The 12,242-nt window shown below is 67.4% G+C and carries 12 protein-coding genes; 2 read left to right on the forward strand and 10 right to left on the reverse strand.

Annotated elements, in window-relative coordinates; genetic code table 11:
• Positions 1 to 80 precede the first annotated feature (80 nt).
• The 10 genes from cas2e to V9G19_RS15190 form a co-directional block, all read right to left on the reverse strand.
• Positions 81 to 425 carry a type I-E CRISPR-associated endoribonuclease Cas2e gene (gene cas2e / locus V9G19_RS15145; RefSeq protein ID WP_462286267.1) on the reverse strand — a complete coding sequence of 115 codons (345 nt, stop codon included), beginning with the start codon at positions 423 to 425 and terminating at the stop codon, positions 81 to 83.
• Complete coding sequence (gene cas1e / locus V9G19_RS15150) at positions 419 to 1,378, reverse strand: type I-E CRISPR-associated endonuclease Cas1e (protein WP_462286268.1); 960 nt, start codon at positions 1,376 to 1,378, stop codon at positions 419 to 421. The genes cas2e and cas1e overlap by 7 nt, the downstream gene beginning before the upstream one ends.
• Entirely contained in the window at positions 1,375 to 2,061 is a 687-nt protein-coding gene (gene cas6e / locus V9G19_RS15155; protein WP_462286269.1) for a type I-E CRISPR-associated protein Cas6/Cse3/CasE, read from the reverse strand. The genes cas1e and cas6e overlap by 4 nt, the downstream gene beginning before the upstream one ends.
• Complete coding sequence (gene cas5e, locus V9G19_RS15160) at positions 2,058 to 2,762, reverse strand: type I-E CRISPR-associated protein Cas5/CasD (protein ID WP_462286270.1); 705 nt, start codon at positions 2,760 to 2,762, stop codon at positions 2,058 to 2,060. Before cas5e ends, cas6e begins: the two co-directional genes overlap by 4 nt.
• A complete protein-coding gene (gene cas7e, locus V9G19_RS15165; RefSeq protein ID WP_462286271.1) occupies positions 2,759 to 3,895 on the reverse strand; it encodes a type I-E CRISPR-associated protein Cas7/Cse4/CasC in 1,137 nt (378 codons plus the stop codon). Before cas7e ends, cas5e begins: the two co-directional genes overlap by 4 nt.
• Positions 3,885 to 4,550 (reverse strand): type I-E CRISPR-associated protein Cse2/CasB, encoded by a 666-nt coding sequence (casB, locus tag V9G19_RS15170; protein WP_462286272.1) that lies wholly within the window; start codon positions 4,548 to 4,550, stop codon positions 3,885 to 3,887. The genes cas7e and casB overlap by 11 nt, the downstream gene beginning before the upstream one ends.
• On the reverse strand, positions 4,547 to 6,196 hold the full coding sequence (casA, locus tag V9G19_RS15175; RefSeq protein ID WP_462286273.1) for a type I-E CRISPR-associated protein Cse1/CasA: 1,650 nt from the start codon (positions 6,194 to 6,196) through the stop codon (positions 4,547 to 4,549). Before casA ends, casB begins: the two co-directional genes overlap by 4 nt.
• On the reverse strand, positions 6,193 to 8,451 hold the full coding sequence (gene cas3 / locus V9G19_RS15180; RefSeq protein WP_462286274.1) for a CRISPR-associated helicase Cas3': 2,259 nt from the start codon (positions 8,449 to 8,451) through the stop codon (positions 6,193 to 6,195). Before cas3 ends, casA begins: the two co-directional genes overlap by 4 nt.
• A 25-nt stretch (positions 8,452 to 8,476) precedes the next feature.
• Positions 8,477 to 9,025 carry a CRISPR-associated endonuclease Cas3'' gene (locus tag V9G19_RS15185; protein WP_462286275.1) on the reverse strand — a complete coding sequence of 183 codons (549 nt, stop codon included), beginning with the start codon at positions 9,023 to 9,025 and terminating at the stop codon, positions 8,477 to 8,479.
• A gap of 189 nt (positions 9,026 to 9,214) precedes the next feature.
• Positions 9,215 to 9,667, reverse strand: coding sequence for a hypothetical protein (locus V9G19_RS15190; protein ID WP_462286276.1), 453 nt, complete (start codon positions 9,665 to 9,667; stop codon positions 9,215 to 9,217).
• A gap of 209 nt (positions 9,668 to 9,876) precedes the next feature.
• Here V9G19_RS15190 and V9G19_RS15195 point away from each other — a divergent pair, with 209 nt between their 5' ends.
• Together V9G19_RS15195 and V9G19_RS15200 are read left to right on the forward strand one after the other, a co-directional pair.
• Positions 9,877 to 10,755: an ATP-binding protein gene (locus V9G19_RS15195; RefSeq protein ID WP_462286277.1), complete on the forward strand. Its 879-nt coding sequence runs from the start codon at positions 9,877 to 9,879 to the stop codon at positions 10,753 to 10,755.
• Positions 10,756 to 10,993: 238 nt separating this feature from the next.
• A complete protein-coding gene (locus tag V9G19_RS15200; protein WP_462286278.1) occupies positions 10,994 to 12,235 on the forward strand; it encodes a toxic anion resistance protein in 1,242 nt (413 codons plus the stop codon).
• Positions 12,236 to 12,242 lie beyond the last annotated feature (7 nt).

Below are 12,242 nucleotides of genomic sequence, written 5' to 3' on the forward strand. Positions count from 1 at the left end.
GGCGGTTGGGCTCATCCCCGCGCGGGCGGGGCGGACACTGCGTGAGCAGGGCCTTCACTGCGAAGTCTAGCGTTCCAGCATCACTTTCTGCCGCGTCGTCGCTGGCTCGCGGCGCTCCAGCCCGGACGCATACCCGAGTAGCGGGCCTTGGGCGCGCTGGGCCGGCGAATGAGCTGAATACCGTCCAAGTCCACCGGCTCCCAGTCGTGGCGATGTACCCGGAAGTAGAGGCGCTGCTCGCCGCGCGCGGACTCGATCATGATGGCGCGCCCGTCCTTGCAGAGTTCCACCACTCGATCCCAGACGTCATCACGGACGCGACGCGTCAAATGACCGACGTAGACGCCTGGTGCAATTTCCAGCAACCAGCGCGTGATGTGCCCCCGGAGACCGGCGGGCACGGCGGTCAAGACCAGGACTACCACGGGACATCCTCCGAGAAGTTCTGTCCGCCAACGATCTTCGAGCCAGATCGATCCCAGAGATAGATGACGTCCCAGTCCGGCGCCTCCTCGGTGACATCTGCGCCGCCCGTGGCAAGCAGGTGCCGAATGTCGCGAACGATGCGCGGCAACAAGTCGCGCTCCACAATGAGATCGCGCACCCGGCGCCGGGTCAGGGCCGGAATGTCTTCCTGTTCCTCGCACGATCCTGCGATCTCGAAGGCAGCAGGGATGGCGATCTCCGCCTTGTAAAGGTCGGCGATATCGAACACGAGTGACCGCGCATGCCCGTTGTGCACGAACCCAAGCCCCGGTGCGCAGCCGAGGGCCACGATGACGGCGTGGCACACCCCATACAGGCACGTGGTCGCAGACGACAGGGCCATGTTGATCGGATCCGAGCCGGAGAAGTCATCCGGACGATAGTCGCGCCGCTTCCACTCCACCCCGAATTCCTCGGCCGACGCGCGATACGCCTGCCGAACCCGCGCGCCTTCTCTGCCGCGCAGTTGCTGCATGGTCATCGCGCTCACGTCTTCGCTGGGGAAGCGCATCGCATACATCTCACGGGCGACCTTCAGACGCGAACTTTGGTTGCTGACCAACTCCGCTTGCGCCTCCAGTAAGCGCGAGGAGTTCGTCAGGGTGCGCCCGTGCGCGTAGTAGCGCACGCCCTGCTCGCCCACCCAGACGCACGTCGAGCCGCTTTCGGCCATGAGCATCATCGCCTGGTGTGTCACGCGTGTCCCGGGCCCAAGCAGCAGAGCCCCGATGGTCGCGGCGGGGATGTGCACCACGCCACGGTCGTCGGTCGCGGTCAGGGCGTTCCCGTCTCGGTGGACAGTGCATCGTTCCAGGTAAAGGAAGCTCAGCCGATCCTGCGCCCTCAGGAGTTCGGATACGGACGCCGGCGGCGGCCCGGGGATCGGTTTCACCGCTGCGCCGGGGCCAAGGTCATCAGGCCGCAACCGTAGGCCTTGGCACGTCCCATCCCGTCGACCAGTGCCGACCGGAAGACCGCAGCATCGACCACCGTGAGCAGGCCGGCGAAGCTCGCCCGCGTGAGCGTCACGGTGGATCGTTCGGCTCGTTCCGAGCGTCGTCCAAAGCTGACCGTATGCCGCTCGCTCACGTCCGACAGCACGCCCAGCTCCGCATCGCTGGGCAACGCAAAGCCCCACGAACTCGAGCGCTTCACCAGCCACTCACGCTGTTGTGCGACGGTGAGGTGGGGTGATACCCGTCCGCGGCGTTTCGGATCACCGACGAGCTTGGGTAGGACGCGAACCGGGTTGGCCGTCAGGCGGAACCGCCACATCTGCCTGTCAGCCAGTTTGCCGAGGAAGGGCTCGTATGCCGTGCAGTCCCACTGCGGTTGAGTCGGCCAGCCGGCCCGTTCGATGAGTCCGACGAAGTCGGGCGCTGTCGGCGACACCACATAAAGCTGCACATCGTGATTCGTCGTGCGATCGACGCGCCAGAGCACACGCTGCCCCCCATCCTCGACCAAATCGGGATGGGAGCCCATCACCGCCGCGTGCATCGCTTGTGGGGAGGCCAGCAGCCGATGGGTATCCCGGCGCGTCGGATTGAGTCGGACGCGTGACAGATAAGTCATGCGCTCGCCACCACCTGAAAGAAGTCGTCACCACTCGGACGAGCCAACTCGTTCGTGACCACGGCGGTCCGATCGAGCCGGACGACGTCGCGCCAGGAATACTCGCGCCGCTCGGGATCGAAGCTGCGCGGGACGTCGCGAGACGTTAGCCGGTCCCCGGCTAGGTCGCCGTCGTCATCGAGGACGATCGGGAGATTGACCGTGGCGCCCATCCGGCGGCGGTGCCAGTCGGAGGCGATCCAGCGGTAGGACGTGAGCGCACCGACCAAGTCCTCGTCGAGCAGCCCTTGGATCAGGTCGGGCGGCGCCGGGCAGGACCGGCGGCCCAAGTAGAGCGGAAATGTCGGATGCCGCAGCGAGTCGACAAGTCCCTCCAACAGGGCAGCATTACCCTCGACACCCGCTAGGAAGGCCGCATCAGCGAGGTAGAAGCGGGTCGACAGCGGCATGACCGCCCCGTCGCTCGCGCGATGCGCCGTCTGGAAGTCGCGCAGGATCCGCCCGGGCTGGTCGATCCGCACGCCGAACCGGAGAGACAACAGGTCCTCGATCGGATCGACGCGACGTCGCCCCTGCGCCGCGGCAAGGAGACCGAGCACGCCGCTTTTGGTCGGCTCCGCTCGGGTCTCTCGCCGGGTGAAGCGGCTGGAGTCGCCCCACGCCTGCATCGGCCCGGCGAGCCGCAGCAGCAGGGTGCTCATTGGCTCCCGCCAGGGAAGGAGCCGCGGACCGCCGCGCCAACCGAGGCAACGAGATCAGGCAGGGGCAGCGGGCTGGCGACATCGCCGATCGCCGCTCCCCGGTCACTTCCGCGCGCGGTGAAAACGGCAGCCGGGGTGAACCCCATCTCGGAGACACTCGCCAACTCCGCGACCAATCGGGCCACCGACGGTCGGGTGAAGCCGCCGTCGTTGTCGACCGCGTCCTCGAAGGCTCCGACCAAGTTGACCGGCCGGTCCTCACGAACGCACACCAGCACCGCTTCGGGGACGGTCCGGTTGGCAAAAGTGTTCTGCTTACCGGTCGGCATGCTCGCGACGAACCCGTTGACGAACGCCTCAACAGCGCGGGCGGTGGCCTCTGGATCGCCGAGATTGTTGTGCAGGCCGGCGACATCCACGGTGGCGAAGCGATACAGGGTCGAGGAGTTGAACTCGATGACTCCGATCATCCCCGCGCCGGTCTCCTCCTCCACATTCGCGTCATCGACGGCCGTGTAGTAGTCCTGCTCTGGCGTCACCGCGTGGGTGCTGATGGCGTGCGCCACCTGAACAGCGGCATCGACGTTGAGATCGGCCGCGTCGGCCACCATGCGCCCGAACAGGGCAACCTCGATTCCGTGCTCCTCGTCGGCAGCCGCCTTCGCATGGGCCTTCGACGGCTTGCCCTCCGTGTCAAGCGCCAGGCGCGCCAGCCGATCGAGCTGCCGGTTGCTCCAGAAGACGAGATACTGCGTTTTGCCGTATGCCGGCGCGCTCGCCTCTCCCGCGTCAACCGCCTTCTGCTGGGTCCTGGTCAGCTTGACCTCGTCCACCTTCATCCCGAGCGCCTCGAGTACGAGCTTCGCTCGTGACTGGGCCTGCGCGGCCTCGATCTCCGGCTGGAGTTGCGTCATTCGGCCGACCAGCTTCTCGACGGCCTGCTTGGTTCGCACGCCCAGGTCGTCCGTCTTCAAGGTGGTGGCGAAGGATCCGCGCACGGCCTTCTTCCAGGCCTGGCTGCTGACGCGTGAGCGCAGCACTCCGCCGTAGTAGGCGGTCTTGGGACTGCCGGTGTCGTCGCGGTTGATATTGCTCGGTGGCACGGACTGGATGACGTGGATGTCAACGAACATGGGTGGTCTCGCTTTCGTCGGGGGAGGTGGATGTTTCTTGGTGGGGGTCGTGAGGAGGTCGCCGATGGAATCCGCGGCCCCAGCGCAGGCGAACAATGGCCGGTCCGTCGGGTTGTTGCCATCGGTAAAGGTCCGCGCCGAGGGCCCCGTAGTCCAGCGGAATGGCTTCGGTGCGCAGGAGCTGGATGAGTCCCCTCAGATGGGTCATCAGCTGCCCGTATGTCTGCGCCCGCCCCAAAGACTGGAAGCGCGCCATCACTGCACCCCCGGTGGGGTCGTCGCCATCGCGGGCTTCCGCGAGGTGGCGGATGGCCAGGCCCAATGAACGATCGGGCACATGAATCGCACCACGGGCCGATTGGGCGTGCAGAGCAAACAGGACGAGGGCCGCTTGAGTGGCGCGCTCGGCCGCGTTCGGTTGGTCTCTGCGGCCCATGAGGGCATCGGGTAGGACGTCCATGGTCAGGGCCCACGAATCCGTGTCGGCGCCGAGGTCACCGGGACGGAGGCGTCGCAGGCGCGCCAGATCGCCGCGCGCTGTGCTGTGTGCGGATGCCGAGTCACCCTCGAGGCCGCGTTGCAGCGCGGCTGCCCGGGCCCCCACGGCGTGTGCGATGGTGCGCTCGGGATCGGTTGCGTATGCCGTCGCGTTCACGTCTGCGGGACCTCCGCCCCAAGTTCTGCTGCCGGGTTGCTGGGCATAGAGTCCTCCTTGATCGAATCTGTCGGCGGGGGAATGAGTTTGGTCAGTGCCGCGATAAACCACAGATCCGCGAGGGCGGCATCGACATGCTTGCCGTTGACATTGCGGCCCATGACGGCATCCGGGCCGGCCTGGCGCACCATTCGGGCGCCCTCGTTCTTGATCGCCACACGACACGTACGTGCCCACCCGTCCAATTGAGCGTCGGGATCGTCTGGCCCCAACTGACTGAGCCAGAGCCGGAAGCGGCCATCGAGATCGTGGAAGCCAAACTCCCGGGCCCGCTCGCGAGGGCCAACCGGATCCCGGCCAGCCGCACTCGCCAGATTGCCCGCGAGTTGGGCGAGCAACCCCACGGCGGCCGTTGCCATTTCCACCGCGCGAACCGCGACACTCATGACCGGGGGATCCGTCAAGACGCTAGCCCGCAGGGCGAGTGCATCGTCATAGGTGGCCTCGATCATGGAATCCTGTGTGCCATAGGACATTCCAATGGCACGCAAGGTCACTGAGTGGTTCGGGTCCAAAGCCCCGTCCTGGCGTTGATCCGCAAGCCAGGCAAGGACTCCCGGTGGACGTTCTTGCGGGGCCTCGTCCCGCACGGCTCCACCACCCGCGCGATTGATCAGGATGCCGTCGAGTCCGCGCCACAAGGCGCGCGACGGATCGTGCTGCCGTGGCATATAGGCGGTGCCGCCGACAAGCTTCTCCTGGTTGGCACTGCGTCGCCAGGCGCACAGGTGCTCGACCAGGTGAAGGTTGCGCGCATGGATCGGGTCGCCATTGGCGATGAGCACGTCGGTTACCTCAGATCCGGTGTGGTGCAGCCGGACTCGTCGGATGGGCCAGGTGGTCAGGTCGTTGGGCCCCTGTGGTGCGACATGCGCTGCCTCGATGCCGGCGCTCAGGGGTGGGCGCTCCCACACCGGCAGGTCCGAACCACGATCGAAGGGTCGTAGGGGCAGAACGAGGTTGAGCAGCAACGTTTCTCGCAGGTCCCGGCCTTCGACGAAGATCAGGCCGCAGCGGCCAGCGAACCCGGTCCCGATGGGGTAGCCCTTGCCGCCTTTCACACGGTCGTCGCCGATGGCCCCGGTTTTGATCCCCGAGACATCGAATTGCTGGCTGTGCACGAGCCAGCGAGCCGCCTCCGCATACGACAACGCCTCGATGTGGCGACCGCCTCGCGTCGTGAAGTACTGCTCCCCAGCGGGGACCTCGGCGATGAGCTTGACCAGCCCCGAGGTCTTCCCCGCACTCAGATTGGGCACCTGCATGAATGGCGTTGTGCCGGAGAGCAGATCGAACCGCTCGGCCTGCTCATCGAGGTAGGCGTATATCGCCGCCATGGGCAACTCCCGGCTCGTCCACATCCGCGCCCACTCATCGGGGCTGTGGTCCATTTCAGGGATGGACCGGTTGAGGATAACCAGGAGAAGGCGCAGGATCGCCGCGTCTTGGGTCGGGATTTCGCCGGCCAGAGCGCGGATCTCACCGGCGCGGTGGAACACGTCGCGTAGGGAGAGCTCTTCGACCTGCCCACCGATCCGGACGGCAATCCACGGCTCGCGGGTGAGGTCGAACGCGGTGCGCCTCATGACGACTCCTTCTCATAGGTGGCTCGGAGACCCAGGTCTGGGTCGTAATGCAGACGCCAGCCGGCGATGCGGGCAGAGAAGCTCTCGTCCAGGCACAAGACGAGTTGCCCCTTGAGCCAGGGCGACCGCTGCCAGCCGGTGAAGTCGCGGCACTGGTCTTCCAGAGCGCGGATGGTGCGATCGATCTGCCCGGGGTGGGTCATGGCGGCCGGGAGGCGCACCGTGGCCGAGCACGTTGCGAGGGCAAGGATGTCGTCGGGTGGTCCGAGGGAGACGACGCCGAGATCGGCGTCGGGGTGCGAGCCGGAGAACGGCAACAGTCTGACGAAGCCGCCAGCGCGATAGACGACGATCACCTCGATGCCGTCCTCGCTGTCCCGCACCCGGGCTGCCCCGCTGGTGTCGGCGTCGCTTGCGGACTCGCTGGTCCGGCCGTCGAGCCAGCCGACCAAGGTTCGGGCGCGCGGATCCGCCAGCCGGAAGACATCGGCGCGGGCGACCTGATCGTTGGTCGCGGTCTGCTGTTCGAGTTCGGCGCTCGCCCAGGCGTTTTGCCACGCTGGTGGGGATGACAACGCAGGGTCGTATGCCTGCTCCACCAGGCGAGAGATGTCGTCAGGCAAGCTGATCGGGGCTCCGGCAATATGCGGCGCCAGGACGGTGGCGGAGCGAAGGAGGCGGCTCATGCCATAGACAGCGCGGCTCCCGGGGTCCAGGTCCGGGGTCAAGACGTCGAGATCGGGCATGCCGAGGACATAGAGGCGAGGCGAGCGGCATACGGCCGGACGATCGACCTCGTCGGCCCCGCGCACATGACGATGCAGTCGACCCGCACGTTGCAGGAGGAGATCGATGGGCGCGAGATCGCTGATCATGACATCGGCATCGATGTCGAGCGACTGCTCGAGGACCTGGGTGCCGACAACGATGAGACCGTGCGGGCGGACGTTCTGTGGGTTCGGTGGCCCTAATGCGGAGCGCAGATCCTGCTCACGCTCCGCGCGAGCGTCGGCGAGGAACCTGCTGTGCAAGAGGAGGACTCGTTCGCCGAAGGACTCCCGCAGCCGGGTGTAGGTCTCCTGCGCCGAGCGGACGGTGTTGCGGATCACGGTGACGATCGCGCCCGCGTCCAGCATGGGCGCGATCAGCGCGACAAGGTCGTCCTCACGCGCCGGGATCAGGGAGAGGCTGCGCCGCACGCCATCCCATGCCACCGGGTGGACCTCGGTCGTCTCACCTTGAACGGTGATTTGTGGATAGCCCTCGGAAACCGATGGCAGCGGACGTATGCCGCGGCCGGCGGCATACGCCTGAAGCAGATAGGTCCGCTGGTCCGGCGGCAGCGTCGCGGACAGCAGGATCACGGGCGTTCGGTAGGCCCCCAACCACTGCAGGACCATCCCGAGGTAACGCCGCATGTAGTCGTCGGCTGCATGGACTTCGTCGATGATCACGACCTTCCCGGCGAGGGCGAGGTGGCGGAGCGCGAGGTGCCGGGCCTTGAGTGCGCCGAAGAGCACCTGATCGATCGTGCCCACGACCATGCTCGCCAACACGCCCTTGCGACGCCCGGTGAGCCAGGCGGACACCACGGCGTTCTCGCTGAGGTCGTCGATCGCCCCGAACTCGGTCTCTGCGGCATTCACCGCGTGGATGCGAGCCCTGTCGACGAGACCTCGATAGCTCTCGTTGAGCCGGGCCTTGCCGTGCGCGAGGAAGACCGAGTTCGCCTGATCGCCGTCGAGGTGATGAATCCAGTTCACGAGGCGGTCGAACATGCCATCCGACGTCGCCATGGTAGGCAGCGCGACGAAGACCCCGCCCTGACCGAAGCGTGCGCAGAGAATCTCCGCCGCCATCAAGGCGGCCTCGGTCTTGCCCGACCCCATGGGGGCCTCGAGGATGAGCAGGCTCGGTTCGTGGATATCCGAGGCGATGCGGACGAGTTCGCGTTGCAGGCCTTTCGGCTCGCCACCGACCTGGGGAAAGCGTTGGGGGAAAAGGCGATCAGCGCCCCTTCGTGGTTCGTCCGGTCGCCACGGGGTCAGCAGGTCGCGATCGAGGTGGGCGCTCTCGGCTCGTCGAGCGGAGGTGTGGGCATCGGCATACGGGAATCGGAAGGAGTCGCTCGCGAGCCAGTCGGCAACCACGACGGCCGCACCCAGCGTCGCCTGGGCGGTCGCCGAGATGGGCCGCTCGGCCCAGTCGCGCAAGCGCGTGGCGGCGCCCGTACGCCGCGCCATCGCGTCGAGCATTTCCCACTGGACGGTGTGCCACGCCTCATGCCGGGCTTCCGACCCAGATCGGGTCGCGCTGGAGGTCCTGGAGTTCGTGGCTCGTCGGAGGGACGCCGTGGTGCATTCCCACGGGGATGGTGAAGGCTATTGCATCAGGTCGGGAGAATTCGTAACGCTCGATGAGCCACTCCGTGGCAAGGTGCTGCCCGAGCCGGCAGTGCGGCGGCAGCTTGGTGAACCCACCCGGCTGGTAGGCCGGGCAAATCAGCCCATGATCGGCCATCCGGTCCACTAAATCGCCGAACCCTGGGGCTAGTCGGGCCTTCACCGCAAATCCTGGGCTCGCCTTGCCGATGTCGTGGATTCCGGCCAGGAAGCCAAGGGCGATCCGGGCGTCTCCCGGATCGGGAAACTGCTCGCTCAGCAGGCGCCGCAGGTTGTCGGGCAGCCAGTGATCCCAAAGCATTTCGCCGACGGCGCTGGAGTCCAGCAGGTGGCGCGTGAGACGCATCCAGTCGCCGTCCTGGGCGTTCGTCTTCGCCCACACGGACAGTGCGGCTCCGGAAAATCCGGGCTCCTCGGCAGCACCCATCGGTGGCTCCTCTCGGTTGTGGTTGCGCCCGCGCGGGAGCACGGGGCGGGCAGCGACGGACCAGCCTCGCGGACGTCGAGTTCGCGGCTGGCCAAGCGGCGCGGCGTAACTGGTCGTCCCAAGCGGTACGAACTCTCGCAAACACTCGCCGTCGCTTCCAAGCTGATCTTCAGGTTCCAGGGGAGGGCGTCAGCCGGATTCCCCGCGCACCAGCTGGGCGACGCACTCGGCGAGGGCATCGTCGAGGGCCATGGCGGTGGCGGAGACGCGCAGCCGGCCGGTGCCGTCGACGCGAAAGAGCGCGTCGCCGGGCTGGGCGCCGTGGGGGGCGATGTCGCGGCGCTCGATCGGGCCCAGGCCCTGCAGGATCCCGCCATACCCGTTGTCGACCACCCATTTCATGACCGAGCCGGGCCACTCGACGACGCCGGCGGCGCGGACCAGGCGGACCAGCTCGCCCTGCGGGGTGACGGCCAGGCCGGTCAGCCCGTTGCCGGTCAGCGGCCAGGCGGTCGCCCAGGTGGAGACGCCGCGCAGGCCCTTGCGCGGCATACCCCACAGCGCGACCTCGGCCTCGGTGAGAGTCTCGGCGGCCCGGGTCGCGGCGGCGCGGAGCTGGGTCAGCGGGTCCTCGGCGGTCACGGCGCTGATTGTCCCACCGACCCCCGGTGGGCAGTGTGGTGTTCCTCCCCGGTTCGATGGCGGTGCTGGTTCGCCCGATTTTGCAGGACCTACCTCTCAGTAGGCATCGTCACGTTGTCCCGGAGCGGAGGATGATCGGCCCGGCCCGGTCGAGAGGACCGTGTCGGTACGTTTTGTGGCCAGAATCGTGCCGATCGGGTCCTCTCGACTTGGCGGACCTGGTCGCGGGTCCGGCCGCGGCGCCCACGGTCAGTCTGGCCGACCTGATCGAGGCGCGCTCGACGCCGATTCAGGGGACGACACCGTGGCGGGCGGCGGACTATTTCGAGGCGGTTGTCTCCAGTGGCCTGCCCGGGGTGATGGCCCAACCCGCCCGGCTGCGCCTCGAGTCCCTCGACGCCTATCTGCTGCGCGTCATCGACCGCGATCTGCCCGAGCAGGGTTTGGCGGTCCGCCGTCGCGAGACCCTGCGCCGGTGGCTGGCCGCCTACGCCGCGGCGTCGTCGACCACGGCGGCATACAGCCGGATCCTGGATGCCGCCACTGCCGGCGACGGGTCGCAGCCTGCGAAGACGACAACGATTGCCTACCGCGACTTTCTTACTCAGCTCTGGTTGCTCGATCCGGTGCCCGGGTGGAGTCCGTCCCGAAGCCCAGTCTTCCGACTGCAGCAGGCCCCCAAGCATCAGCTCGCCGATCCCGGCCTCGCCGCCCGGCTATTGCGCTTGTCGGCTGCCAGCCTGGGATCACCCCGCGGTGCGCACATGGCGGGGCCGTTGTTCGAATCGCTCGCGACGTTGTCCGTGCGCGCGGCCGCCCAGACGGCGCATGCCACCGTCGGCCACCTGCGCACGGGAAACGGAGACCACGAGGTCGACCTGGTCATCGAGGGGCAGGACGGCCAGATCGTCGGCGTGGAAGTCACGATGTCGGTGCAGGTCACCGACGCCGACGTGCGCCACTTGCTGTGGCTGCGGCACCAACTGCGTGACGACGTGGTGGATCTCGTCGTGCTGACGACCGGTCAGCACGCCTACCGGCGTCGAGATGGCGTGGCCGTCGTGCCGCTGGCCCTGCTCGGCCGTTGAGCCCTTGCCGCCGGGGAGGCACGGGTCCTCCTCGAGCCCCCTGGCCTCTCACCCTACTCATCCGTGACCGGCTCAGGGGACAACCGGGGCAGTCCGGGCATGGCCGGCGCCGCCCTTGCCCGAGGAACCGCGTAGATTGCTGCCACGTCTGTTAGGCGTGGCGGGCCGCGGGCCCGCGGAGGCGATTAGAACGGTATACGGCCCGCCGCAGGGGGCGGGCAGAAAAGGGAGACGAGGCATGTCCGACCAGCCCGGCGCAGTCCAGGACGCTGTCCAGCCGCTGGCACCGCCCAACCAGACGCTCACGCTGGACGCGCCGCCGGCAATGGCCAGTGTGCCGGCGACCGCCGCGCCCAAGATGGCCCCGGCCGTGCCGGAGGCGGCCATGCCGATGCTCGACCAAAAGGTCGACGGCTTCCTCCAGGCGCTCTCCTCGACGGCCACCAAGTCGCCGGAATACGAAGCCAAGGCCAACGAGATGCGCACGATGGGCGACGACGACATCCGCCGCGCCGCCGAGTCGTCCAACCGGCTGCTGCAAAGCCCGGTCAAGGCGCTCCAGGAGGGCGGCCTGGCCAGCGGCTCCAAGGTCGGCAAGACCCTGCTGGAGCTGCGCCGCACAGTCGAGGACCTCGACCCGAGCCAGGCGAGCGGGCCCAAGAAGGTCCTCGGGATGATCCCCTTCGGCGACAAGATCACCGACTACTTCCGCAAATACCAGAGCGCGCAGAGCCACCTCAACGGCATCCTGCACAGCCTGCGCAACGGCCAGGACGAGCTGCAACGCGACAACGTCGCCCTCAATCTCGAAAAGCAGCAGCTGTGGGACTCGATGGGCCGGCTCAACCAATACGTCTACATCGCCGAGAAGCTCGACGCCAAGCTCGCCGCCCAGATCGCCACCCTCGACGCGAGCGACCCCGAGCGCGCCAAGGCGCTGCGCGAGGACGTGCTCTTCTATGTCCGCCAAAAGCACCAGGACCTGCTCACCCAGCTCGCGGTGAGCATCCAGAACTACCTGGCCATCGACATCGTCATCAAGAACAACATTGAGCTGATCAAGGGCGTCGACCGCGCGACCACGACGACGATCAGCGCGCTGCGCACCGCGGTCATCGTCAGCCAGGCGCTGTCCAACCAGCAGCTCGTCCTCGACCAGATCACCGCGCTCAACACCACGACCTCCGGCCTGATCGAGCGGACCTCCGAGATGCTCAAGGACAACAGCATCCGCATCCAGGAGCAGGCGGCCAGCGCCACCATCGGGCTGCCGCAGCTGCAGCGGGCCTTCCAGAACATCTACGCGACGATGGATGCCATCGACAACTTCAAGCTGCAGGCGCTCGACAACATGGCCGCAACGATCGGCACCCTGGAGACCGAGGTCGCCAAGTCGCGCAGCTACCTCGACCGGGTGCAACGCCAAGACCAGCGGATCGCCCAGGGCAGCCTCAACATCGGCCCGGGCAACCAGCTCTGAGTCCGGG

The organism is Nostocoides sp. (assembly GCF_037045025.1).
GTDB lineage: Bacteria > Actinomycetota > Actinomycetes > Actinomycetales > Dermatophilaceae > Nostocoides_A.